Source organism: Pedobacter sp. ASV28 (genome assembly GCF_016428855.1).
Lineage (GTDB): Bacteria > Bacteroidota > Bacteroidia > Sphingobacteriales > Sphingobacteriaceae > Pedobacter.
Map to the genome: position 1 here is coordinate 1 of NZ_JAELTN010000017.1, position 24,776 is coordinate 24,776.

Here is a 24,776-nt window from a genome sequence, read left to right on the forward strand (position 1 = left end):
GTTTTCACTAAAACGATCTAGGTTTGGTTTGGAAAACTTAGCCTCCTTCGTTTTGGGAATGCAATATTAGGGCTTTTAAATTATTTATGCAATATTTGCAGTGAAAAAATTTTAAAAAAATTTACATTATTTTATATGAGCCTGATAATCATAGGTACTGTGGCCTTCGACGCCATTGAAACTCCTTTCGGAAAAACTGATAAAATTGTTGGAGGTGCTGCAACTTTTGCTAGTTTGGCCGCTTCTTACCTCTATAACAAGACAAAAATTGTTGCTGTTGTAGGCGATGATTTTAAAAAAGAGGACATCGAAACCTTAAATAAACATGGCATAGACACCGAAGGTTTACAAATAAAAGCAGGAGAAAAATCTTTTTTCTGGAGCGGCAAGTACCATAACGACATGAACAGTCGCGATACGCTGATTACAGAATTGAATGTATTAGAAAACTTCGATCCTATTATTCCAGAAAGCTACCAAGATTGCGAATATCTAATGCTAGGGAACTTAACGCCGCAAATTCAACAAACGGTAATTAAACGTTTAAAAAATCGCCCCAAGCTAATTGTATTAGATACCATGAACTTTTGGATGGACATCATGATGGACGACCTACTGGAAACCATTAAAATGGTGGATGTATTGACCATCAACGATTCGGAAGCCCGTCAATTATCTGGAGAATATTCACTGGTAAAAGCCGCTAACAAAATCTTGACTATGGGGCCCAAATACCTTATTATCAAAAAAGGTGAGCATGGCGCATTATTATTCCATGAAGACAAGATCTTCTCAGCCCCTGCCCTGCCATTAGCAGATGTATTTGATCCAACTGGTGCAGGCGATACTTTCGCCGGTGGTTTTATTGGTTATCTGGCCAAAGTAGGCACCATCAATTTCAACAACATGAAAAATGCCTTGATCTATGGATCAGCCCTAGCCTCGTTCTGTGTAGAGAAATTTGGGACTGAGCGCCTCGTTGAGCTTTCGCAAACAGAAATTGCTGCCCGTTTACAGCAATTTGTAAGCTTAAGCAGTTTTGAAATTATTCAAGATTAAAATAAATAGAAGGTGTAAAGTTTAAAGTCAAACGCATGTCGAACTTTGAACTTTACACTTTTAATAATCCTACCTTTTCAAATTTCTCGAAAACCGCATCCGTATGTGGAGCATCCGCCAGTTCTTCGGTAAGGTCCTGTCCAGCCCAATGCTCATAATGTTTGCCATTTTTCCATAACCTGCTTTCGGTTACATCATAAATAAAACCTTTATAGGCTACCCATATTTGTGGTTTATCCTGTCCATTCCGTAAGGCCAACTGCTGCTTGGTATAGCTGGGCAACTCCATTACTTGGCAGCCCTGTGCTTAAAGAACTCGAACATATAAATACTTAACACCACCATAGACAAGGCCATAAAGTAGCTCTCTAAGGGGACCGTTAGAAAAGTAAGTTTTAAGGTCTCTGCTTGGTTAAAGGTAACGATTCCCTGCTTTTCTAAAAAGATCGCACAAATGCAGAATGGAATGAACATAGCCGCAAAAGCCCGATAGGCCTTGTACATAAATCTTAATTTGTTGAGGTATTCGATAAACAGCAACAATAAAAATAGTGAGGAGAAAGTCAACAGACTGTACCATTTACCATAGGCAAAAAACAAAAAGGCCACACAAATACCCAACAGAAGATTACTTAAGGTCAAGCTAAACTTTTGCAGGTCATTTTTCGGGAAACGGATATGCAGATAATGATAAACACCTAAGGCTGCAAAACTGAAAGCAAAATTGAAAAGATATTGCGTTAGGGGCAGTTCCTTATAGTTAAAGCTCAAAAAATAATCGAAATGATAGTTGACCACACTGAAAATCTTTAAAAAAGCCATTTCTGCAGAAAAAACAATGGCAGAAACCAGGGCAGCCCCTAAACTAAATTTCAAATAGGCTTTACCCAGTACATTTTTATCCAAGCTCAGCAAAAAAGGGATCAGCAATAAAAAGATATCAATGGCCAGAAAAGTAAAATTCATTGTTTGAGGATATTTTCCACAAAAGTATGATTTTTAAACCTCTTTCAGAGAACAATCACACCATACATGCCTACATGCCCCCTCGAGAGCACGATCTATGAAACAAAAAACGTCAGAAAAATATTTTTCTGACGCTCTCTTCTATCGTATAAGCTAAATAAGGCCTATACTTTTTCTATGGAATAATTTTTAAGGTATTTTTTCAGGTGCCCCCTGGCCACATGTATACGTGTTTTTACTGTACCAATGGGAATATTCAATTCTTCCGCAATTTCATGATATTTAAATCCTTCAAAATATTTGATGAATGGTACATAGTATTCAGGCTGTAAAGAATCAAGCGCCTTATTGATGTCTTTTAGCACAAACTTGCTCTCCACAGCATTATTGGTAGCACTAAAATGGAGGTTTGCATACGTAATGTCTTCGCTTTGGGTAATCAATGCATTTGTTTTGACCAGACGCCTGTAATTATTAATAAAAGTATTACGCATGATGGTAAACAGCCAACCTTTTAAATTTGTTCCTTCTTTAAACTTGCCATAATAAGTTACAGCCTTAAGAAGCGTATCCTGAACAAGGTCATTCGCATCTTCAATGTCTTTGGTAAAATTTAAGGCAAATGATTTTAATGAACTTGAATAGTCATTTAATTGGTCGTTAAATTGTAGCTGTGTCATAGTATTAGTTTTAAGTTAATAAAGAACAGCTGCTTGATGGTCAGCAAACTGTCATAGCTATGTAACCCCTTACAACTATAATACCAAAAAACAACAAGCTAAGGCTTAAAACTCAAAAACTTTGTTTTTAAGCTCAAGAGACTAATGATTAAAAAATATTTACTTCCCGCTCCAAGTTCACGGCAAATTTGTGCTGTACAGTGTCTATTATTTTTTCTGAAAATCTATACACTTCATCGCCTGTGGCATGGCCATGATTGACCAGTACCAAAGCTTGATTTTTCCAAGTACCAGTTTGGCCATCTACTACGCCCTTAAAACCACATTGCTCAATTAACCAACCAGCAGCCAACTTAACCTTATTATTTGGCGCCGGATAATGGGCCACTTCTGGAAACTTTTGGAATAAGCTATCGAATTGAGCCTTTGTTATGATTGGATTCTTAAAGAAGCTCCCCGCGTTGCCTATTGTTTTTGGATCTGGCAGTTTGCTCACCCTAATAGCCGCTACCACTTCAGAAATATCAGAAATACTGGGCTGCTGTATATTTCTTCTTTCCAATTCGGCATTGATAGCGCCATAATGGGTCTTTAAATTAGGTTTGGTACTTAATTTATAGGTAACCGAAGTAATGATATACTTTCCCTTTAATTCATTTTTAAAGACACTTTCCCGATAACCAAAGCCACATTCTTCTGGACTGAAAGTCCTGACCAGCCCTGTAGCAGTTTCAAAAGCTTCACAACTGGCAAACACATCTTTGATTTCTACCCCATAGGCACCAATATTTTGGATGGGCGATGCCCCTACCGTTCCCGGGATCAAAGTAAGATTCTCTATGCCGGCAAAACCATGCTCCACACAATAGCTTACCAGGTTATTCCACACCTCTCCCGCTCCGGCCGTTACCCACACTTCTGTGTCTTGCTGCTCTACTTCTATACCCAAAATGTTCATTCGTACTATCAAACCTTCATAGTCTTTGGTAAAGAGCATATTACTCCCACCGCCCAAGATCAAAACGGCCTGCTCTTTAACAATAGGACTTTCAAAAATAGCCTGCAGATCTTCAACATGATGGGCTTCTACAAAATATTTGGCATTTACATCAATTCCAAAAGTATTCAGGTTTTTAAGAGAATGGTTTTCTTTGATGAGGGGCATAGTCTATAATTATGCTACAAATGTAAGTTATTTACCACAAGAAATGATTTCAAAAAAGAGCGGTCTACCTGCCATTTAAAACCTATGTCTGTTAAATGTAATTTCATCTCATCCTAAAAAAATAATCATTGAAAACTTTAGGATTAAAAAAAGTTTCCATAGTTTTGCGGCAGAATTTTGAAAGGACACGAAATTGGAAATAAAAGATTATATCATTAACGGTGCCGACAAGCTTTTTTGCCAATATGGTTTTAAAAGCGTAACCATGGATGATATTGCCAAACATTTAGGAATATCTAAAAAAACCATCTATCAAAACTTCAAGGATAAAAATGAGCTTATCAACATCCTTATTCGAGATAGGATTGTAAACCAGGATCTTCAGATGAACAAATGTTTGATTGCATCTGAAAATGCCGTACAGGAGGTTTACTTTGGCATGCAAGACATGGATTATTTTTTAGCGACCATGAATCCAATGCTTTTTTATGATTTACAAAAATATCATCAGGAAGCGTGGCTAAAGTTCATGGCCTTTAAGGAAAAAGAAATTGGCAAAAAAATTATGGAAAACCTGGAAAGGGGCAAACAAGAAGGCCTCTACCGGGATGATATCAATAGCGAAATCATTACGAGGATGAGGTTGGATCAAGTAGATGTTGTTTTTACTCAAAATGGGCATTATGACACGAACAAAAACAGTTTATCGAATATTATGGTCGAAATAACCAGACACTTTTTGTTCGGAATTTGTAACAATGAGGGTATAAAATTGATCCATAAGTATGATAAGGAAATCTTGCAAAAGCAAGAACTTGCCAAAAGCAATTAACTAAAATAGAGTTCACCCAAAAATTAATAATTAATCAACTATGTTTAGAATAAAAACGGCAAAACTGATGCTGTTGCTGCTTACCAGCCTTGGTTTGCCAGCATTAACCTTCGCACAACAACCCGTAACCTTAAAAGATGCACTGAAGTTCGCACTTGATAATAATGTGAAAGTTCGTAAAGCAAGGTTAGATATAGATGGCGGAAGATACAAGGTACAAGAAATAAGAGCCCAGGCCCTACCTCAAATCACAGGGAATGCCGGTTTAACCTACAATCCTATTATTGGCCAATTGGTGGCTAACATAGGTGGCCAGACCCAGTCATTTAAATTGGGCCAAAATTGGAACTCTAGTGCAGGTGTACAACTTTCGCAGCAATTGTTCAACCAAACCGTGTTTACAGGCTTACAAGCAGCTAGGTCAAGTGAAGAGTATTATAACCTCACTGCCCAATTTACAGAAGAGCAGATTATAGAGCTGGTGGCCAACAACTATTACCAGGTACTGGTAGGCAGACAGCAGTTGGGTGTTATAGAAAACAACATCAAAAATGTAAAAGTGGTGGAAAAGATTACCTCAAGCCAGTATGAAAATGGCCTGGCCAAAAAAATTGATGTGGACCGTATTAAGGTTAACCTTACCAATTTAGAAACAAAACGTGCAGAAATCATCAATTCAATTACCCAATTAGAGAATCAGTTGAAGTTTTCTATGGGCATGCCAGTGGCCAGGCCCATCTCTTTACCGGAAACTGAATTAACCGAAGTTAAGCAATTACCCGTATTTGCCGATTCAATTGCTTTGGCCAATAGAACAGAGATCAAGCTTTTAAACAATCAAGACAAACTGCTTTCCCTGCAACGCAAAGCTTACCTTTCTGAATATTACCCTAGCTTATCTTTAACTGGTAATTATACCTATTCCAGCCAGAGCAACGGATTTGATTTTCTAAATTCAAGTAGTGCAGCTATTGGTTTTGGCGCATCGGCCATAGGGGTTTCCTTAAAAGTACCGATCTTCAATGGCTTTTTAACCCGTTCAAAAGTGCGTCAGGCCAATGTGGAAATCGACAAGGCTAAACAAGATAGGATTGAAACCACAAACTCCTTGAATTTAGCTTATGAGAATGCCAAAATCCAATTAAAAAACAGCATGAACACCATTACCTCTCAGAAAAAAAATGCTGAATTGGCAACGGAAATCTATAAGAGCACACAAAACAATTATAACAACGGTTTGGCTAGCTTAACAGATTTGCTTGACACGGAAAATTCACTTACCGAAGCCCAAAACAGCTATACCCAAGCATTGCTGAACTATAAGATTGCCGAAATACAATTAATTAAAGCCAAAGGAGAAATCAAAACTCTAGCCCAATAAACCAAAATATAGAAGAAATAAATTACATAAAATGAAAAGAGTAATAACCATAATCGTCGTAATAATTGTAGTGCTAGCTGCTATTGCCTACGTATTAAACAATAACAAAAAGAAAAACGATGCCAAAACCGCTTATATTGCCGAAGGTGGTGGTGCCGTAGCGGTTCGTATCGCTACAGTGGAGAAAAAGGTTGTTGACCTTGATTTTAGTTCCAATGGTACTTTTGCACCTAATCAGGAGCTCAATTTCTCTGCCGAAAACAGTGGTCGTGTAACCAAAATTTTTGTAGAAGAAGGTAGCCGTGTAAGTAAAGGTCAGGTTTTGGCCCGTATAGATGCCGAGATATTGAATACCGATAGAGAAACTGCAGAAGCCACTTATCAAAATGCCATTAAAGATCTTGCCCGTTATGAAAACTCTTTCAAAACCGGTGGAGTTACCCAACAACAATTGGATCAGGTAAGACTAACGGCAGAAAATGCTAAACTTAAACTACAACAACAACAACGTAAATTAAACGATGCCAATATCAGGTCTTCTATCAACGGTATTGTAAACAAAAAAATGATCGAAGTAGGTGCAGTAGTAGCTCCAGGCACCCAATTGTTCGAACTGGTTGACATCTCTAAGCTAAAGCTTAAGGTGAATGTGAATGAAGGTCAGGTTGCCAGTCTAAAATTAGGTGATAAGATCACCGTAAAATCTTCGGTGTTCCCTAATGATACTTATAGTGGAAAAGTGACTTTCATTGCTGCAAAGGCAGATGAGACATTAAACTTCCCTGTCGAAATTGAAGTAACAAACAATATTAACAATAGCCTAAAAGCGGGAATGTATGGTACAGCAATATTTAACTTTCCTAAACAAGCACCTAGTATTCTTATCCCACGTTCATCTTTTGTGGGTAGCGTAAGTAGCAACCAAGTTTTTGTATTAGAGAACAATACTTCAAAAATACGTAAAGTTGTTGCTGGCCGTATTCTGGGAGACAATGTTGAAATTCTTGAGGGCTTGAAAGAAGGAGAAACTGTTATTACAAGTGGACAAATTAACTTGGCCGAAGGAACTGCAGTAAGCATCGTTAAATAGTCCAGTTTACAATTCTCAGTTTGCAGATTTTGAGCAAAAGACCAATGGTCTAAGATCTATCATCTCAATACTAAATATTTAATAAGAAATGAAAATAACAGATATATCTATAAAAAGGCCCTCCTTGGTCATCGTGGTTTTTACTGCGCTTACGCTATTGGGGCTATTAAGTTACTTTTCGCTGGGCTATGAATTACTTCCAAAGTTCTCGAACAACGTAGTATCTATTTCAACCATATACCCTGGTGCTTCACCAAACGAAGTAGAAAATACCGTGACCAAGAAAATTGAGGATGCGGTATCTTCAATGGAAAACATCAAAAAAATCAATGCAGTATCATTCGAGAGCTTATCTACGGTAACCATTACCCTAACAGATAAGGCCAATATTGATATTTCACTGAACGATGCACAACGTAAGGTAAATGCAATTCTTTCTCAGCTGCCAGAAGATGTAAAAACACCATCTTTAAGTAAGTTCTCCCTAGATGATTTACCTGTAATCACTATGTCGGCTTCGGCAACCATGGATGACATTACCTTTTACGATTTAATTGACAAACGTATTGCCCCTGTAATTTCAAGAGTAAACGGTATTGCCCAGGTAAATTTAATTGGTGGTTCTGAAAGAGAAATCCAAGTTTCCTTAGATGCCAACAAGTTACAAGGCTACAATCTTGCTGTACCACAAGTACAACAAATGATACTAAGCTCCAACTTGGATTTCCCCACCGGAAGTGTTAAGACAAAAAATCAAGATGTTTTAATCCGTTTATCTGGTAAATACACTAGCATTGAGCAGTTAAGAAACTTGGTTTTAACCACTTCAAAAACTGGCGCTCAAATTCGCTTAGGCGATGTTGCCGATGTACAGGACGCACAAAAAGAAACAGAAAAATTAGCTCGTATTGATAGAAAAGAGGCCATTGCCATTCAAATCATTAAACAAAGTGATGCCAATGCCGTAGAAGTAAGTAAAGGTGTGCATGCCATTATCGAAAAACTTAAAACAGAATATGCAGCCAATAAACTTGATATTAAAATTGTAAACGACAGCTCAATTTTTACTTTAGAATCTGCCGATGCCGTAATTCACGATTTAATACTTGCAGTTGTGCTGGTAGCCTTTGTTATGTTATTCTTCCTACATAGTTTACGTAATGCGCTCATCGTAATGGTATCTATCCCGGCATCTTTAATTGCTACGTTTATCGGGATCAACTTATTTGGCTTTACCTTGAACCTAATGTCGTTACTGGGCCTCTCTCTTGTGGTAGGTATCTTGGTAGATGATGCCATTGTGGTATTGGAGAATATTCAACGCCATATGGAAATGGGTAAAAACAAGGTAAGGGCGGCGTTTGATGGTACCCGGGAAATTGGCTTTACTGTAGTTTCTATTACTTTTGTAATTGTAGTAGTGTTCTTCCCTATTGCCGTAAGTACAGGATTGGTGTCCAACATCCTACGTCAATTCTGTGTGGTGGTAATTATTGCAACACTGCTTTCATTAGTTGCCTCATTTACCATTGTACCCTTACTTTTCTCTAGATATGGCAAACTGGAACGCATTGAAGGTAAAAATATGTTCGGCCGCTTCATCTTATGGTTTGAAAAACAGCTTAAAAAATTCACCCACTGGATTACTTCCATCTTAACATGGTCATTAAACCATAAAAGACGTACCATTGTTGCTGTTATAGTATTATTCGTTGCAGCAATGTGGCTGGCCGGTGCAGGTTTCATTGGGTCAGAGTTTTTCCCTAAATCAGATAAGGGAGAATTCTTGGTTCAAATTGAACTACCTAAAGATGCGCCTTTAGAACAAACCAACTTCTATACCCAAAGGGCAGAAGCTTTCTTAAGCAAGCAACCAGAAGTTACCCAGTTAATTACAACTGTTGGACAGGCAAGTGGTGATTTTGGTGGAACACAAGCCACCGCCTATAAATCGGAAATTAATGTAAAGCTTGTTGAACGTAAAGAACGTGAAGGTGTTTCCTCGGATATTTTTGCAACCAGAATGAGCCGTGAACTGGCCAAACAATTGGTAGGTGCAAAAGTTAAAACAGTCCCCATCAGCATCTTGGGTATTGCCGAAAATGCACCAATTCAATTGGTGGTCATGGGTTCTGATTTAGATAGTGCCTTAAAATATGCAGAAGGTGCCCAAAAAGTTTTAGCATCGATACCTGGCGCCACAGAAATTAAACTGTCGGTAGAAAAAGGAACGCCAGAAATCAACGTACAGGTAGACCGCGATAAAATGTCGGCACTTGGTCTTACGCTACAAACCGTAGGTTCTACCATGCAAACTGCTTTTGCGGGCAATACAGATGGAAAATACAGAAAAGGTGAGTATGAATATGATATCAATATCCAGTATCAAGCTTTCAACAGAAAAGATATTGATGATGTACGTAACCTTATCTTCGTTAATAATAAAGGCGCTCAGATTAAACTATCGCAATTTGCAGCCATTACCGAAGGTTCAGGTCCAAGCCAGTTAGAGCGTTTAAACAAATCTACCTCAGTATCGGTTAAAGCGCAATCAATCGGTAGGCCAACTGGAACTGTAGTAGCCGAGTTTCAGACAAAGCTAGAGGAAATGCAAAAAAATGGCAAGTTAAAAGCGCCAGTTGGTGTGAGTTATACCTGGGCAGGGGATCAAGAAAACCAGGCCGAAGGTTTTGGTACTTTAGGTATCGCATTATTGGCTTCTATTATTTTGGTTTACCTCATCATGGTTGCTTTATATGATAGTTTCGTTTATCCATTTGTGGTAATGTTCTCCTTACCTCTAGCCTTAATTGGAGCTTTCTTAGCACTAGCCTTAACCAACAACTCCATTGGTATTTTCACCATTTTAGGTTTTATTATGTTGATGGGTTTAGTGGCCAAGAATGCAATTATCTTGGTCGATTTTACCAACCACATGAAAGCAGAAGGAAAAACAACCGTAGAGGCTTTAGTATTGGCCAATCACGCTCGTTTACGTCCAATTTTAATGACAACCATTGCCATGATATTTGGTATGCTACCTATTGCCTTGGCAAGCGGTGCTGGTGCCGAGTGGAAAAATGGTCTGGCCTGGGTTATCGTAGGCGGTTTGACGAGTTCGCTTTTCTTAACCTTAATTGTGGTACCGGTGGTTTACCTAATTTTCGATATTATATTAGAAAAATTAGGTTTCAACAAAAAAGGTAAAACTATTGATGAGTTGATGGTTGAACCTTACGACCACAAAGACGTAAATGAGTACGATTTAGATCATTAATATTTAAATAACCCACACACAAATGCAACCCCTTTAGTTTATAATTAAAGGGGCTTTTTTTGCCCTTATGAAACCGAAAAGGGTTTAATTTTCTTTATGATTCTCCAACGCTCAAGTTGACGTGTTATACCTTGATAAATCTGCCAAGTTGGTCTCACGCTAGGTGCTCACCTGAGCAGTGTGTTTAATATGAATGTTTATTTAATTTACAGGAAAGCAAGACTATAAATCTCTTTAAAGGAAGTCTGGTTTTTCGCTAAAATCATTGTTGAGAAATTCTAGCCATATTTCCATAATCATCCATCAATAGGATCGATTTCTTGAAAATAGAGGTCTTTACTTGATTGCGCTGATCTTCCTAACCAGTAAGCTAATCAAAATTCCGAAACAGCCTACCAAAGCAAACGAGTAACGCAGGTTGAATAGCTCGGAAATGTACCCAATAAGGGGTGGCCCCATTAGGAAACCGAAATAACCGATACTCGAAACCATTGCAATAGCTAAGCTCGAAGGAATTTTATGGTTATTACCAGCAATGGTATAAGTCATAGGGATGATGACAGAAACGCCTAAGCCTACCAGCATAAAACCAATGGTAGCCAAAATTAGATTTGGGAATGCGACAGATAAGAACATCCCTGTTGAAATAATGACACCACAAAGCTGCAGCATTGTTTTTCTACCTAGGGAAGCAATGAATTTATCCCCCACAAAACGACCAATAGTCATCATTGCCGAATAGGAAGCATAACCTAAAATTACCCATTTTGCTGGTGCGTTAACAATTTCTTTAAAATAAACGCCACTCCAGTCCATCATTGCTCCTTCGGCAGCCATGCTACAAAAAGCAATGATACCAAGCTGAACCAGCACACCCTGCGGCTTCATTAAGAATTTTGGTTTATCTTTCTGTACCGCTTTACCAACCAACAGGAAACGATGGTTTACAAAAATATGTAGCCAGGCCATAATGGCAATGATCCAGAAATGGGTATTGGTAGGAAGGTGCAGGTTCATCATCAACAAACCCACTAAGGCCCCGGTGAACAGGCCCAAGCTCCATGAACCATGAAAAGAAGACATAATAGGCTTTCCATAATGTCCCTCGGCAGTAACCGCCTGTGTGTTCAATGCAATATTGCACAAGTTACCAGAAATACCAAACAACAATAAAAAAAGAGCCAATTGCCAACCTTGTGTAGCTAGGGACAAGTTGGTTAAACACAGTGCATAAAGAGGAGTAGCTAGGGTAAGTATTCTCTTACTACCAAAAACCGCTACCAATCTCCCAGAAAGCGGCATGGTGATGAGCTGTCCGATAGGCAAGGCCAACAAAATACTGCCCAAAGCGGCATCAGACAGATTTAACATGGCCTTCAAATCGGGTATACGACTTGCCCAGCTAGCGAAAACCAAGCCCTGACCAAAATAAAAAAGAGAAACAGCTAATCGGATGGTCTTTTTACTGTATTTACTGGTTTCTTTAACGGATAAATCGGAACTATCGGTAATTGTTGACATGAAAGAACGGGGAATTTGTAATTATTTCTACAAAGGTCTGTAAAAACCTACAATAAAACCACCCAATACCCTTGCCATTTATTATTTTAACACAATGATTACTTTTGAATTAATGAAGGCATTCAATCTGTACCGAACCGAATATATTCAATGGATATTAACCTGCATTTAAAAGCTTGCTTCGTCGTGCCTCTTCCAAAACGGAACAAGCTATCGCAATGATGAAAATAGTGGCGTCATGGCGAGTTTACGAAGCAATCTCTTATTCAAATTAACTACTTCACGCTCCGTCCCACCTGTTGCACAAAACTGTGAAAGTTGACTCTTTTTTGCCGGCCTCCCAAACGCACAATAATCACTTTGTTTTGCGGATTCACATAAATCGATTGGTGGAACATGCCCTGCGCTTTAAAATCATAGACCTTTTTGGCGTAGAAATACCTACCATCGACATTTCTCTCTATAGGATAATCTAAACCCTCCTTTTCAAGCGAAATTACCGCACTTACAGAATCCTTAAAAAATTTAAAATCCCTAGTGGCCCAAAATTGGTTTTTATACCTTTTCTTGGTTAATGAATCTGGATGGGTAGTCACTTCTACCCAATTTTTGGAAAGGATCTGTTTGCCCTCCCAATTACCTCCATTCAGGTAAAGTCTGCCAAGCTTGGCAAAATCTAGTGCCGTAGCATTGATACAGCAAAAGGCCTTGACATGGTGCTTGTCATCCAAACTCCATAAGGCTTCGCTCTCTGCACCCAAGGGTTTCCATAAACTTTCCTGCATTAATACCTCTATTTTTTTACCGGTAGCCTTCTCCAGTATAAATGCCAGTACTTGCGTATTGATACTCTGATATTCAAAAACCTTACCTGGCTCATTTTTCATTTTCAGCTTACCTACCATCTTCTTCAGATCGGCACCATAATAGCTACGTACAATTTTCGAGAAGGGATTTAACGATCTTTCGGTAAAATCAAATCCGCTTCTCATATCCAGAACATGCTGTATGGTTAAACGCTTAAAGCGTTCATCATTCTTTGCCAACTCAGGCAAATACCGAATTACCAGTTCATTTGTCGACTTGATTTGTCCACGATCTACAGCAATGCCTACCAATGTCCCTACAAAAGCCTTTGCCATAGAAAAACTAGGCTGTTTGGCTGCCAGGCTATTCCCTTCAGAAAGATATTGGTAAATGATACTATCATTTTTAATCACCAGAAAAACATTGGTCTTGGTATAGCGTATAGTTGAGTCGATATGTTTCTTTAAAGGGGTATAAACATCATTAGGATAGTTGTTTTTAAAATAAAATGGCCTTTCTGATTTCTGGATGACTACATTTTCAAATTTGGCACTATCGCCCAAATCAGGCACTAAATATTTAATTGATCTGAGTGGTACACAAGCAGCTAAACAAAGTAATGCTGCAACTAGGGGAAAAGCTATTCTCATCATTACTAAAATACGAAAGTCAGGTTACACAGCCTTAGCAAAACAAAATATTTACGTAATATTTTTATGGTGGTAATACCTCACTTCAAGGGCTTTGGGTTTATTCCCACTAACCGCTACAAAAGAGAATAGCACAAAAAAATCCCACGGTAGCAACCGCAGGATTTTATATATCACAATGTTCAAACTTTCAACTTTGAACGCTAAACTTTTAACTTAAATATGTATCGCTCTATTTTCAGTAGCTGCCAAAGCAGCCTCTTTTAAAGCTTCGGTATAGGTGGGGTGTGCATGGCAAATTCTGGCAATATCTTCTGCCGATGCGCGGAATTCCATGGCTACCACAGCCTCTGCAATCATATCTGCAGCACGTGGACCAATCATGTGAACGCCCAAAATTTCATCCGTTTTTTCATCAGCCAATACCTTTACAAAGCCATCAGTATCCATACTTGCTTTAGCTCTACCACTCGCTTTGAAAGGGAAAGAACCCGCTTTATATTTCACACCAGCAGCTTTCAATTGCTCCTCGGTCTGGCCTACAGAAGCGACTTCTGGCCAAGTATAAACTACACCTGGAATTAAGTTATAATTGATATGAGGCTTTTGTCCGGCAATAGTTTCTGCCACGTAGATCCCTTCATCTTCAGCTTTATGGGCAAGCATAGCGCCTTTAATCACATCACCTATGGCATAAACACCCTTAACAGCAGTTTCTAAATGATCATTTACCGGAATTTTATTTCCCCTTTCCTCTGGAGTAATTCCAATTTTTTCTAAGCCTAAACCAGCAGTATAAGCCGTTCTACCTACAGCAACAATGCAGTAATCAGCTTCTACTTTCACGGCTTCGCCTTTTGCATTATCGGCAGTTATCGTTACCACCTTACCTTTAACCGATGCACCAGTTACTTTGTGGCTAGTTAAGAATTCCATGCCTAAAGATTTCTTTAGCACGCGTTGTAATTCTTTGCCCAAGCCAGCATCCATAGTGCCAATAATTGCAGGAGCATATTCCACTACAGTTACTTTCGTTCCTAAACGGGCGTAGACCGAACCTAGCTCTAAGCCAATTACACCACCGCCAATTACGACCATGGTTTTAGGTACTTCTTTTAAATTTAAGGCTTCTGTAGAAGTAATAATACGTTTTTTATCGATCGGCAAAAACGGCAAAGCTGTAGGCTTAGAACCCGTAGCAATGATGACGTTTTTAGCAGTCAGCTTTTCGGTACTACCATCAGTTTTAGTGACCAAAATGGTGTTTTTATCTTCGAAGGAAGCTACACCTTCGTAAGCGTCGATTTTGTTCTTCTTGAAAAGATACGTAATACCAGCCGTATTTTGTGCTACTACATCATCCTTACGGGCAATCATTTGCTTCATATCAACCTTCAAATCTTTAAGGTTAATACCGTGAGTGGTAAACGTATGAGCCGCGTTATGATAGTGCTCCGAAGAATCTAATAATGCCTTAGACGGGATACAACCCACATTTAAGCAGGTACCGCCATAAGTTTTATACTTTTCTACTACCGCTGTTTTTAAACCTAATTGTGCACAACGGATGGCACCTACATAACCGCCCGGACCCGAGCCTATAACAACTACATCGTATTGCATGATCTTTTAAGAATTTTTGTTAGGGCAAATGTACGTTTTACCACTTAAACCCCAAAAGTTAAGTGTTTTAATGTTGTAAAAACTTGGTCACGGTTTTATTTCCCGAAACACACCAATTACAGCGCATATTTTTAGAAAAGCCAGGCCAGCATTATATCGGTTACGCTAGTCGGGCTTTCCGCTCCTCCCGATGAGAAATCGGGATCCACTACAATCCCGTTTAGTTTACAAAAAACGGTACTTATCATAAAAGAAACCGGAAGAACAAACATGCCCCTTCCCAACATAGATAAGTCCCTTATGAATTTAAAAATGCTATTCATAAGCAAATTTCAATTTTAAAGTGACAAACGCTCTTTACGCTGGCGCAAGCGTGTCGGCTTATGTGCCTCTTTATCCTTTTTCACCTTCGGTTGGTGTTATCACTAACCAAAAACAGCGTCTACTTTAGCAAAACTTTCATTTAATTTTCGGTTATAATCAGCACATTCTTATATTCCTCTGTAATAAAAATATTCTTCAGTGATAGAGGAGAGATCGATAAACGCTCAATTTTCCTACAATTATTATTGCGTATATAAGCTACTTTATCTAAGTTTGAATATGATAAACTTAAGAAACGTCCCATTTTTTGCAGTAGGTGTAACTGCATTGCTTTTTGGATTATTGGTTTTTAAAAATGACTGTCCTGCGGTATGGTATATTATCGCATTGATTTATTTTATTTTAGGTTTCGCATTTCGCAAACCAATTGATACCTCAGACGGTGGCCATTAATATGCTAAAAAGCAGGATAATGGCTATCAAGCAATTGAATATTGACATTATTTAGCCGCAAAATTATCCGAACAACTTCCTTAAAAAATTAAGCGCAAATCTTTTGAACTTTAAGATTTGCGCTTTTATGATTTACAACGATAAGAGATTGCCGTTAAAGCAATTTACCTATGACCTTATACCTTACCCTATTTCCGTCTGATACTTCCTCATAGTATACATCATCTGGCGAAACGTAGTATTTATCGTTTTTAATGGTTACCATTCTCGATCCTTCTGGTAGCTGATCTATCAAATCTCCAATTTGGTAAGCTGGACCTACCAGCTCATTGGTATTCAAAACACCATCTCTGCCGGCTACCACATAAACCACCTTACCATCGGCATAAGCCTTTTGCATAAAGTAAACCCCTTTAAATTCGTAATAATTCTGGCCGTTTATCACGACTTGTTGCGCACCAGAAGGTAAGTTCTTAACCTCAGCACCCAGTGGCGGGGCAACAACTTCATAGGCATCATTATACTGTCTGTAAAATAGCCCTCCTGCATAATAGAATTGGTCTGGCCCAAAATAAAGCGAATAAAAACCACGTGGAAGTATGTTTACCCTAAAGCCCAAAAACGGTCTATAATAATTGTAATAAGTATAATAAGGTCTATACCCAAAATTGATTGATCCTATATGACCTGGGCGGTACATAGATCTATTGTAGCCCATATGAATATTCGAAGGTCTTGAAAATACATGACCAGGCCTAATACTAGCCGTTCGCCCCCCCGAAAATCCTCTTGTAGGCCTTTGGGCCAATACCGTTCCAACACCAACAACTGTCATTATTGCTACCATAGCAACGATAACAGATCTTTTACCTATCAAATCTTTCATTATTCTAATTTTACTATCCTACGCAAAAACCCCGCCCTTTATTACTCCAAAGCATAAAATTTGATGGATTTGTGACAGAACAGGTACCTTTTTTAAAGGTATTCCCTTCAACGCGTGAATTAAATTTTCATTCCTATATTTGTTTAAAAGGAAATCCTAACCCCAAAACATTTCTACAATGAAATTTTTAAAAATTTACTTTGCACTATTTGCCTTGCTAATTTCGGGCAGGTTAGTTGCCCAAGAAACCGATTCGGCCTATGTACGTAGCCATTATACCAAAATAGAACGATCCATACCGATGCGTGACGGCATAAGGCTGTTCACTGCTATCTACATCCCAAAAGACCTTTCTCCTACCAAAAAATATCCTTTTTTAATCAACAGAACTCCTTACACCGTACAGCCTTATGGCGAGGACAAATACAAATTAAGCTTGGGCAACTTTCCTGATATGATGCGTGAAGGTTTCATCTTTGTCTATCAGGATGTACGAGGGCGCTGGATGAGCGAAGGCAACTTTGAAGACATCAGACCACAAACCTTGAAAAAAGGCAAAAAGGACATTGATGAGAGTACCGATACCTATGACACTATAGACTGGTTGGTAAAAAACATTAAGAACAATAATGGAAAGGCCGGAGTGTACGGCATCTCCTACCCTGGCTTCTACTCTACAACCTCCCTGCCTAATGCCCACCCTGCACTCAAGGCGGTATCGCCGCAGGCACCGGTAACCGATTGGTTCATTGGCGATGACTTTCATCACGGAGGTGCTTTATTTTTGACCGATGCCTTTAGCTTCATGAGCTCCTTTGGTGTACCTAGACCAAAGCCCATTACACCAGACAAAGGACCAAAACCCTTTCAGTTTCCCATCAAAGATATTTATCGTTTCTATCTGGAAAGCGGATCTGTTAAAAACCTCAAAGAAAAATACTTCGCCGATAGCATCAAATTCTGGAACAATCTATTTAAGCATCCCGACCTGGATACTTTCTGGAAAGCGAGACAAATTCTCCCCCACTTGACCAATATAAAACCTGCAGTAATGGTAGTAGGCGGCTTTTTTGATGCTGAAGATGCCTATGGTACTTTTGCTACCTATAAGGCCATAGAAAAACAGAATACCAACAATTATAATATCCTGGTAGCAGGACCTTGGTTCCATGGCGGATGGGTACGTGGCGATGGAAGCAGTTTTGGGGATATCAACTTCGGACAAAAAACCAGCACTTATTATCAGCAAAACCTTGAACTACCTTTTTTCAAATATTACCTTAAAGGCGAGGGAGCATTCAAAGCAGCCGAAGCCAATATATTCATTACAGGCAGCAACCAATGGAAAGGTTTTGCTACTTGGCCTCCACAAAATATAGAGACCAAAAACCTGTATCTTCATCCAAACGGTAAGCTGTCGTTCGAAAAGGTCCAACGTACAGACAGTTGGGACGAATACGTAAGTGATCCTAACCACCCCGTACCTTATCAGAATGGTGTACAGACCAGAAGAACCAGAGAATATATGATAGATGACCAACGCTTTGCTTCACGTAGACCTGATGTAAAAACCTATCAGACTGATATTTTAACAGAAGACATTACTTTAACGGGCCCTGTATTGGCCAATTTAGTAATATCAACTACTGGTACTGATGCAGATTATGTGGTAAAACTAATTGACGTTTTTCCAGAAGACACGCCAAATCCGACGCCTAACCCAAATAACCTGGTAATGGGTGGCTATCAAATGTTGGTGCGCGGAGAAATTCTTAGAGGAAAGTACCGTAATGGTTTTGAAAAACCTGAACCTTTTACTCCCCAAACCATTACAAAAGTCAATTATCAACTTCCAGATGTAGGACATACTTTTAAAAAAGGGCACCGTATTATGGTTCAAATCCAAAACTCATGGTTCCCTCTTGCCGATAGAAATCCACAGAAATTCATGAACATTTACGAAGCCGAGCCTGGTGATTTCCAAAAGGCCACACATCGAATTTATCATGACACTTTCAACAGCTCCTTCTTGTCTTTACCTGTATTAAAAAATTAATCTATCCTACCATGAAAAACATTCTTATTGCCCTTACCGTACTTGTATGTACAGCCAAGTACGGTAAGGCGCAGTTAATGACCGACAAAAAAGCCTTTTCCAAAGCAGATACCTTAAGGGGAACCCTTTCTGATTTGCGCAGTTGCTATGATATCAATTATTATCATCTTGATGTGAAGATCGACATTAATGAAAAATCAATAAATGGCAGCAATGAGTTTGTTTTTACGGCCACTAGGGATTTCGATCAGTTGCAATTTGATCTTTTTGAAAACCTTAAAATTGAAAAAATCGTCTATAAGGACAAAGACCTTCCTTTTACCAGAGCTTTTGGCGCCGTATTCGTCACTTTCCCAAAAACCATAAAAAAGGGTAACAAAGATCAATTTACGGTATTCTACAGCGGACAGCCTAAGGTGGCAAAAAATGCACCTTGGGACGGTGGTTTTATTTTCAAAGAAGATAAATCTGGCAATCCATTTATATCGGTCGCCTGCCAAGGTTTAGGTGCCAGTGTATGGTGGCCCAATAAAGATCATCAAAGCGATGAAGTAGATAGCATGCTCATCAGTATAAGTGTACCTAAAGCATTAGATTGTATTGCCAACGGGCGCTCACGTGGTTCGATAGACACAAAAGACGGCTATGTAAAACATCAGTGGTTTGTAGCTAACCCCATCAACAATTACAATGTGGCCTTTTATATTGGAAAATATGCACACTGGACCGACTCTTATGATGGCGAAAAGGGGAAACTGACCCTAGATTATTATGCACTAAAGGAAGACAGCGCTGTTGCCCGTCCACATTGGGATGCCGACGTTAAACCCATGCTGAAATCTTTTGAATACTGGTTCGGCCCATATCCCTGGTATGAAGATGGTTACAAACTGGTACAGGCTCCCCATTTAGGTATGGAACATCAAAGTGCGGTGGCTTATGGCAATCAATTTAAAAAAGGATACTTGGGCAAGGATTTATCAGGCACAGGCATTGGCCTGAAATGGGATTTTATCACCATACATGAAAGCGGGCACGAATGGTTCGGCAACAACATTACAGCCAAAGACATTGCCGATATGTGGATACATGAAGGATTTACCAATTATTCGGAGGCTCTTTTTGTAGAATCTACACAAGGAAAAAAAACGGCTGAAGATTATGTAGTTGGGCTACGTCGGGGCATTAACAACAAGGCCCCTATTACTGGCATTTACAATGTTAACCATGAAGGAGATGGAGATATGTATCCAAAAGGTGCCAACCTGATTCATACCATCAGACAACTTATAGATAACGACGAAAAGTTTAGAAGTATATTAAGAGGTTTGAACCAAACTTTTTACCATCAAACCGTTACTTCCAAACAAGTGGAAGATTACATGGCCAAGCAAAGTGGCTTGAAATTGGACAAAGTTTTTGATCAATACCTGCATTATGCAAAAATCCCCATGTTAGAATATAAAATTGAAGGCCAGCATTTACAGCTACGCTGGGTTGCTGATGTCAAGAATTTCGATATGCCCGTAAAAGTTACCTTGGAAAAAGATAAATTCAGCTTCGTCAAACCAAGCCAAAATTGGCAATCCATAAAATTAGAAAATGGGGTAAATGATAGCAATTTCAAAGTAGATATTAATTTTTACATCGCCATAAAAAAAATCGAATAAACCTATGTCCATGCTACTATTTATGAAACCCAAATAAGTTTTTAGCTTATGCAACGTTTTATTTGCAATCAACGTCTATTTTTAAAAGTACCTTTTAAAACGCAAAACTTATGACTAGAAAATACATTAACACCTGCTTAATTGTCATCACTGTACTGGCTACGCAAAACGTCTTTGCAGAATTGCCCATTAACATTGGCATAACCAAACTGAAGAAACAGGATATTGAAGTTAAAAATTTCAATGCTATTGCTGCGGGAGGTCCAATTCAGGTCGTCGTTACGCTAGACAATAAAGAAGACCTCAGATTTGAAGGGGATGAAGAGGCCATTTCCTCTTTAGTAGCGGAGGTAAAAGGAAACACGCTGATGATTAGGCCACAAACCAGTTGGACCAGCTGGGCACACAAATACAAAAACAAAAAAATAATAGCTCATGTAAGTGCAAAAACATTAAAAAGCTTAACCATGAGTGGAGATGGTTCCCTCACCATCAAAGGGACAATCAATAATTCGAGTTTAGCTGCTACGCTAAGTGGATCAGGTTCAATTACGGCCAACATTAACGTTGACCGCTTTACAGCGGTACTTAGTGGTTCTGGTCAACTGAATATTTCTGGAGAGGCCGATGAAGCCAGCATTACGTTAAGTGGATCTGCTTCCTTACCAGAAAAGGGAGGCTTTAAGGTGGGCAACCTTTCTTCTCGTATTAGTGGATCGGGCTCGATTTTCGTTCATAGCGATGGCAATATTGATGCCCTGATCAGCGGCTCAGGCAGTATCAATTACAAAGGCAATGCCCAAGTTAACCAAAGGGTAATTGGCTCTGGAAAAGTAAGAAAAGTATAAATCTATACCCACGTAAAAGGCCCCAATATTTGCATATTGGGGCCTTTTATATAGGTGAATTTCTCTAAAACTGAAATCCTATCGCCGTATAATTTTCCAAAAAACGAATGGTTTGCTTTGCCCCATCTATGCTGTTTCTTCCGGTGGTATGAATTTTATCCATATCTATAAATCCCGCTTTGGTCACGTTTTGGAAATAGAGCTTTCTGGTTACGTTAAACTTAAGACCGGCCTTTAAGGAGAGGCCATATCCTGCAAAATTCCAGAAGTTATTTTCGCCAACACCAAAAAACCTCACATCAGAACGTGGGATTACAAAACCAGCTCCCACACCTGTTTCCATGGTCAACATTTGTTTTTTATTCTTAGCTATCCATATGTCATCATATCTTTCCAATTCGGCACTCACATAGTTTAGGCCGTCCGTATGTTCGAAGGTCAACATTTCTGGCTGCACCTCTAATTCCTGATTGTGATAAACACCTGCATACTTACCCGTAACAATACCCGGATTGGACACCACCGGATCTATATACCCGTTAACAACCACTTTCTGCGGCACCTGCATCACATATTTCATATGGTCCCAGCCCAGAGAAATACTGTAATTATCCTTAAAAAAATAACCAAATCTAAAATCAAACTGCGGCGTGGTCAACTCCATCGGATTGATATAGTCTAGACTTAATTTAGAGGGCCTGTCTGCTGCTTTTACATCTTTTAGGGTAAAGTTATAACCCGGTCCCTGAAAGGTAATATCACTTTTATCATACCAGGAAAAATTCCAGCCCCAATGCACATACCAATCGCCCTTACGGCTAAAGTCCCTATTCGACTGTTTTCCACTAAAAATACTTTTACCTGTTTTTATACTTGGTGAAATTTCCTGGGCATGAACTCTGCGACCAAAGATCAACACCATTAATATCATAAACGTTTTTTTCATAGACATCATTTAAGTCTTTAATAGACTACCTTGTTAGCGTATTGCTACAGTATTTGAAAATTAGGAAAAGAAAATTCCATTTTCCGCAGCAAAAATGCAAAAAATGTATTCCGATCAAAAAGATTAGTGGCTTGAGTTTAGAATATGACTTTAAGTAAACTAAAATCTGGTGTATAAAGCCAACTGTACGGCATGATTAATGGTACTATTATTTAAACCTTTAATTGTCTGGTTCAAATATCCCGCCTCTAGATCTACTTTTTTAGAAAATCTATAACCCATGGCAAGATAGGCACGATTCTGATCAAAAAGTTTACCATTTAATTGATCTTTATTTTGGAGATTAAAGAACAATTCGTTCTGTAGGGCTGCAAAAACACCTTTACTAAAACCTTCAGCCTGTCTTTCCAAAGGCTGTATTAACCTAAAGAAATAGCGGAATCGTTGCGAAAACAAATCATCTGTCTGACGTTCTATGAAACGTTGCTCCAACCTAAATCGATGACTTAATGTCGCACCTCTCCAAGGTTGGTGATTATAAATATATTGCTGCCAAATGCGATGCTCTGTTAAGGTAAACTTTGGCTCGTAGGGAACGGCACCTTCCGCAAATACAGGATATTGGTGTGGCAAATAAGTTTGCGTAAATAAATAGCCAACAGTTGCATTAGAGTTTTTATTGATATAATAGGTAAGCCCCGGCCTTACCAATAGATTTCTAACACCATCCCAATTATCTTGTGAACGCAATTGCAAATCAAAATGCATGCCCCATTTATCATTAAACTTGGTACTGTTTAGAAACATAAACCAACCAGTATTCTGGTTAATGGTTTGGGCGTAAAGAGAAGAAGCGAAAATGCTTAAGAAAGCAGCAAGTACAATTTTATTTCTCATCTGGTTTTAATCTTTGTGTGATTAACGAAAATATCAAAATAAGTTAAAATCGAAGAAAACGTAACAGAAACTAGACAAAGCTCTTTTTCGTCATTGCAAGGAGTGTAACGACGTGGCAATCATTCAAAGTTGTTATTTCTTCTTCATAGCTCTAAGATTGCTTCGTACCTCGCAATGACGAGGTAATTAGGAAAAATGCATAAAAAAGCCTTGCTCATTTTCACGAACAAGGCTTTTTATCGTCATGCTGATCCAATAGCTATTGGATTTATTTTATTTCGTAGCTTTTCGCTTTGCTACAAATCAGCATCAGTTTTATACGTATTGCAGACTCTGAAACAAGCACAGAGCGTGGCGGAGTTTTTTATTTAAACCCCTAATAATAATCTTGCTGGATCTTCCAATAACTGTTTTACACGAACCAAGAAACCTACCGACTCGCGTCCGTCGATAATGCGGTGATCGTATGATAGTGCAATGTACATCATTGGACGAATAACCACTTCTTTATTTTCAGCAATTGGGCGCTCAATAATATTATGCATGCCCAAAATAGCCGATTGTGGTGCATTGATAATTGGCGTAGACATCATAGAACCAAACACTCCACCGTTAGTAATCGTGAATGTTCCTCCAGTCATCTCTTCAATGGTCAATTTGCTATCTCTAGCTTTGGTAGCCAGTTCAATCACTGTTTTCTCAATTTGCGCCAAGCTCATGCTATCTGCATTTCTAATGATTGGTACTACCAAGCCTTTAGGTGCAGAAACAGCAATCGATACGTCTACAAAATCATTATAGACAATTTCTTCGCCTTCAATCCGTGCATTTACTGCAGGGAAGTCTTTTGCGGCTTCACAAACCGCTTTGGTAAAGAAGCTCATGAAACCTAAGCCTACACCATGCTTCTCTTTAAATTGATCTTTATATTTAGCACGCAGGTCCATGATCGGTTTCATGTTAACTTCATTAAAAGTAGTTAACATCGCCGTTTCATTTTTAACAGCCACCAAACGTTTAGCTACGGTTTTACGTAACGGAGACATTTTTTCTCTACGCTCGTTCCTTGAACCGGCAACAACAGGTTGGGCAGCAGCTTTTGGTGCTTCTGCTTTGGCTGCAGGTTTACCCGCTTGGGCATTATTTGCATCATCTTTGGTAATTCTACCATCTACGCCTGTTCCTTTAACAGCTGTAGCGTCTATCCCCTTTTCAGCCAAAATCTTAGCTGCCGATGGAGATGGCGTTCCCGTTGCATAGCTCTCGCCAGATTTCTCTGCTACTGGGGCAGCTGCTTTCTCTGCTACAGGTGTTTCGGCTTTAGGCGCCTCTTCTTTTACTTCTTTGGCCGGTGCAGCACCACCTACTTCAATAGTACAAACTACCGCACCTATTTCTAGCGTATCACCTTCGCTAGCCACAATTTTTAAAGTTCCCGCTTGTTCTGCAGTAAGTTCGAAAGTTGCCTTATCTGATTCTAACTCAGCAATAATTTCGTCCATTTCTACAAAATCGCCATCGTTTTTAACCCAACGAGATAGAACTACCTCGGTAATCGACTCGCCTACTGGCGGAACTTTGATTTCTAAACTCATATTAATTTATATGTTTTGTTTAACGCATGTCGACAAGCGGAAGGTTTTAC

General features: G+C 39.0%; 21 protein-coding genes. 9 read left to right on the plus strand and 12 right to left on the minus strand.

Annotated features, from left to right (window positions below; genetic code table 11):
• The first annotated feature begins 135 nt into the window (after positions 1–135).
• The gene (locus JHD79_RS08145; protein ID WP_199118729.1) at positions 136–1,059 is read left to right on the plus strand and encodes a PfkB family carbohydrate kinase; all 924 of its coding nucleotides are present in this window, start codon (positions 136–138) and stop codon (positions 1,057–1,059) included.
• A gap of 52 nt (positions 1,060–1,111) precedes the next feature.
• Here the strand turns inward: JHD79_RS08145 and JHD79_RS08150 are convergent, their stop codons facing one another.
• From JHD79_RS08150 to murB, 4 genes are all read right to left on the minus strand, one after another.
• Entirely contained in the window at positions 1,112–1,348 is a 237-nt protein-coding gene (locus JHD79_RS08150; RefSeq protein WP_199118730.1) for a cytochrome b5 domain-containing protein, read from the minus strand.
• The gene (locus JHD79_RS08155; RefSeq protein ID WP_199118731.1) at positions 1,348–2,025 is read right to left on the minus strand and encodes a lycopene cyclase domain-containing protein; all 678 of its coding nucleotides are present in this window, start codon (positions 2,023–2,025) and stop codon (positions 1,348–1,350) included. The genes JHD79_RS08150 and JHD79_RS08155 overlap by 1 nt, the downstream gene beginning before the upstream one ends.
• A gap of 164 nt (positions 2,026–2,189) precedes the next feature.
• On the minus strand, positions 2,190–2,705 hold the full coding sequence (locus tag JHD79_RS08160) for an RNA polymerase sigma factor (protein WP_199118732.1): 516 nt from the start codon (positions 2,703–2,705) through the stop codon (positions 2,190–2,192).
• A gap of 148 nt (positions 2,706–2,853) precedes the next feature.
• Positions 2,854–3,870, minus strand: a complete 1,017-nt coding sequence (gene murB / locus JHD79_RS08165; protein WP_199118733.1) for a UDP-N-acetylmuramate dehydrogenase — start codon at positions 3,868–3,870, stop codon at positions 2,854–2,856.
• Positions 3,871–4,063: 193 nt separating this feature from the next.
• Here murB and JHD79_RS08170 point away from each other — a divergent pair, with 193 nt between their 5' ends.
• The 4 genes from JHD79_RS08170 (at position 4,064) to JHD79_RS08185 (ending at position 10,450) form a co-directional block, all read left to right on the plus strand.
• Positions 4,064–4,702 carry a TetR/AcrR family transcriptional regulator gene (locus tag JHD79_RS08170; protein WP_199118734.1) on the plus strand — a complete coding sequence of 213 codons (639 nt, stop codon included), beginning with the start codon at positions 4,064–4,066 and terminating at the stop codon, positions 4,700–4,702.
• Between the two features lie 40 nt (positions 4,703–4,742).
• Entirely contained in the window at positions 4,743–6,083 is a 1,341-nt protein-coding gene (locus tag JHD79_RS08175) for a TolC family protein (protein ID WP_199118735.1), read from the plus strand.
• A gap of 31 nt (positions 6,084–6,114) precedes the next feature.
• A complete protein-coding gene (locus JHD79_RS08180; protein ID WP_199118736.1) occupies positions 6,115–7,173 on the plus strand; it encodes an efflux RND transporter periplasmic adaptor subunit in 1,059 nt (352 codons plus the stop codon).
• Between the two features lie 88 nt (positions 7,174–7,261).
• Positions 7,262–10,450, plus strand: coding sequence for an efflux RND transporter permease subunit (locus tag JHD79_RS08185; RefSeq protein ID WP_199118737.1), 3,189 nt, complete (start codon positions 7,262–7,264; stop codon positions 10,448–10,450).
• A 336-nt stretch (positions 10,451–10,786) separates the two neighbouring features.
• Here the strand turns inward: JHD79_RS08185 and JHD79_RS08190 are convergent, their stop codons facing one another.
• From JHD79_RS08190 to JHD79_RS08205, 4 genes are all read right to left on the minus strand, one after another.
• Positions 10,787–11,971, minus strand: a complete 1,185-nt coding sequence (locus tag JHD79_RS08190; RefSeq protein ID WP_199118738.1) for an MFS transporter — start codon at positions 11,969–11,971, stop codon at positions 10,787–10,789.
• 275 nt (positions 11,972–12,246) lie between these two features.
• Positions 12,247–13,431, minus strand: a complete 1,185-nt coding sequence (locus JHD79_RS08195; RefSeq protein WP_199118739.1) for a serine hydrolase — start codon at positions 13,429–13,431, stop codon at positions 12,247–12,249.
• Positions 13,432–13,644: 213 nt separating this feature from the next.
• Positions 13,645–15,051 (minus strand): dihydrolipoyl dehydrogenase, encoded by a 1,407-nt coding sequence (gene lpdA / locus JHD79_RS08200; RefSeq protein ID WP_199118740.1) that lies wholly within the window; start codon positions 15,049–15,051, stop codon positions 13,645–13,647.
• Positions 15,052–15,182: 131 nt separating this feature from the next.
• Positions 15,183–15,374 carry a hypothetical protein gene (locus JHD79_RS08205; protein ID WP_199118741.1) on the minus strand — a complete coding sequence of 64 codons (192 nt, stop codon included), beginning with the start codon at positions 15,372–15,374 and terminating at the stop codon, positions 15,183–15,185.
• Between the two features lie 280 nt (positions 15,375–15,654).
• Between JHD79_RS08205 and JHD79_RS08210 the strand changes: the two genes are divergently transcribed.
• Complete coding sequence (locus JHD79_RS08210) at positions 15,655–15,828, plus strand: hypothetical protein (RefSeq protein WP_199118742.1); 174 nt, start codon at positions 15,655–15,657, stop codon at positions 15,826–15,828.
• A gap of 154 nt (positions 15,829–15,982) precedes the next feature.
• Here the strand turns inward: JHD79_RS08210 and JHD79_RS08215 are convergent, their stop codons facing one another.
• The gene (locus JHD79_RS08215) at positions 15,983–16,714 is read right to left on the minus strand and encodes a DUF6515 family protein (RefSeq protein ID WP_199118743.1); all 732 of its coding nucleotides are present in this window, start codon (positions 16,712–16,714) and stop codon (positions 15,983–15,985) included.
• Positions 16,715–16,892: 178 nt separating this feature from the next.
• On the opposite strand from JHD79_RS08215, the gene JHD79_RS08220 reads away from it, so the two are divergent.
• From JHD79_RS08220 to JHD79_RS08230, 3 genes are all read left to right on the plus strand, one after another.
• Positions 16,893–18,770, plus strand: coding sequence for a CocE/NonD family hydrolase (locus JHD79_RS08220; RefSeq protein ID WP_199118744.1), 1,878 nt, complete (start codon positions 16,893–16,895; stop codon positions 18,768–18,770).
• 11 nt (positions 18,771–18,781) lie between these two features.
• Positions 18,782–20,440, plus strand: a complete 1,659-nt coding sequence (locus JHD79_RS08225; RefSeq protein WP_199118745.1) for a M1 family metallopeptidase — start codon at positions 18,782–18,784, stop codon at positions 20,438–20,440.
• 110 nt (positions 20,441–20,550) lie between these two features.
• Positions 20,551–21,288, plus strand: coding sequence for a head GIN domain-containing protein (locus tag JHD79_RS08230; RefSeq protein ID WP_199118746.1), 738 nt, complete (start codon positions 20,551–20,553; stop codon positions 21,286–21,288).
• Between the two features lie 64 nt (positions 21,289–21,352).
• Here the strand turns inward: JHD79_RS08230 and JHD79_RS08235 are convergent, their stop codons facing one another.
• The 3 genes from JHD79_RS08235 to odhB all read right to left on the minus strand — a co-directional run bounded on the left by JHD79_RS08235 (position 21,353) and on the right by odhB (position 24,726).
• Complete coding sequence (locus JHD79_RS08235) at positions 21,353–22,234, minus strand: hypothetical protein (protein WP_199118747.1); 882 nt, start codon at positions 22,232–22,234, stop codon at positions 21,353–21,355.
• Positions 22,235–22,393: 159 nt separating this feature from the next.
• A complete protein-coding gene (locus JHD79_RS08240; RefSeq protein WP_199118748.1) occupies positions 22,394–23,131 on the minus strand; it encodes a DUF2490 domain-containing protein in 738 nt (245 codons plus the stop codon).
• Between the two features lie 368 nt (positions 23,132–23,499).
• On the minus strand, positions 23,500–24,726 hold the full coding sequence (odhB, locus tag JHD79_RS08245; RefSeq protein WP_199118749.1) for a 2-oxoglutarate dehydrogenase complex dihydrolipoyllysine-residue succinyltransferase: 1,227 nt from the start codon (positions 24,724–24,726) through the stop codon (positions 23,500–23,502).
• Between the last annotated feature and the right edge of the window lie 50 nt (positions 24,727–24,776).

Bases quoted from the DNA above. Each gene is read 5' to 3' on its own strand.
- JHD79_RS08145 (WP_199118729.1), top strand. From the start codon at position 136: ATGAGCCTGATAATCATAGGTACTGTGGCCTTCGACGCCATTGAAACT.
- JHD79_RS08150 (WP_199118730.1), bottom strand. From the start codon at position 1,348: ATGGAGTTGCCCAGCTATACCAAGCAGCAGTTGGCCTTACGGAATGGA.
- JHD79_RS08155 (WP_199118731.1), bottom strand. From the start codon at position 2,025: ATGAATTTTACTTTTCTGGCCATTGATATCTTTTTATTGCTGATCCCT.
- JHD79_RS08160 (WP_199118732.1), bottom strand. From the start codon at position 2,705: ATGACACAGCTACAATTTAACGACCAATTAAATGACTATTCAAGTTCA.
- murB (WP_199118733.1), bottom strand. From the start codon at position 3,870: ATGCCCCTCATCAAAGAAAACCATTCTCTTAAAAACCTGAATACTTTT.
- JHD79_RS08175 (WP_199118735.1), top strand. From the start codon at position 4,743: ATGTTTAGAATAAAAACGGCAAAACTGATGCTGTTGCTGCTTACCAGC.
- JHD79_RS08180 (WP_199118736.1), top strand. From the start codon at position 6,115: ATGAAAAGAGTAATAACCATAATCGTCGTAATAATTGTAGTGCTAGCT.
- JHD79_RS08185 (WP_199118737.1), top strand. From the start codon at position 7,262: ATGAAAATAACAGATATATCTATAAAAAGGCCCTCCTTGGTCATCGTG.
- JHD79_RS08190 (WP_199118738.1), bottom strand. From the start codon at position 11,971: ATGTCAACAATTACCGATAGTTCCGATTTATCCGTTAAAGAAACCAGT.
- JHD79_RS08195 (WP_199118739.1), bottom strand. From the start codon at position 13,431: ATGATGAGAATAGCTTTTCCCCTAGTTGCAGCATTACTTTGTTTAGCT.
- lpdA (WP_199118740.1), bottom strand. From the start codon at position 15,051: ATGCAATACGATGTAGTTGTTATAGGCTCGGGTCCGGGCGGTTATGTA.
- JHD79_RS08205 (WP_199118741.1), bottom strand. From the start codon at position 15,374: ATGAATAGCATTTTTAAATTCATAAGGGACTTATCTATGTTGGGAAGG.
- JHD79_RS08210 (WP_199118742.1), top strand. From the start codon at position 15,655: ATGATAAACTTAAGAAACGTCCCATTTTTTGCAGTAGGTGTAACTGCA.
- JHD79_RS08215 (WP_199118743.1), bottom strand. From the start codon at position 16,714: ATGAAAGATTTGATAGGTAAAAGATCTGTTATCGTTGCTATGGTAGCA.
- JHD79_RS08220 (WP_199118744.1), top strand. From the start codon at position 16,893: ATGAAATTTTTAAAAATTTACTTTGCACTATTTGCCTTGCTAATTTCG.
- JHD79_RS08225 (WP_199118745.1), top strand. From the start codon at position 18,782: ATGAAAAACATTCTTATTGCCCTTACCGTACTTGTATGTACAGCCAAG.
- JHD79_RS08230 (WP_199118746.1), top strand. From the start codon at position 20,551: ATGACTAGAAAATACATTAACACCTGCTTAATTGTCATCACTGTACTG.
- JHD79_RS08235 (WP_199118747.1), bottom strand. From the start codon at position 22,234: ATGAAAAAAACGTTTATGATATTAATGGTGTTGATCTTTGGTCGCAGA.
- JHD79_RS08240 (WP_199118748.1), bottom strand. From the start codon at position 23,131: ATGAGAAATAAAATTGTACTTGCTGCTTTCTTAAGCATTTTCGCTTCT.
- odhB (WP_199118749.1), bottom strand. From the start codon at position 24,726: ATGAGTTTAGAAATCAAAGTTCCGCCAGTAGGCGAGTCGATTACCGAG.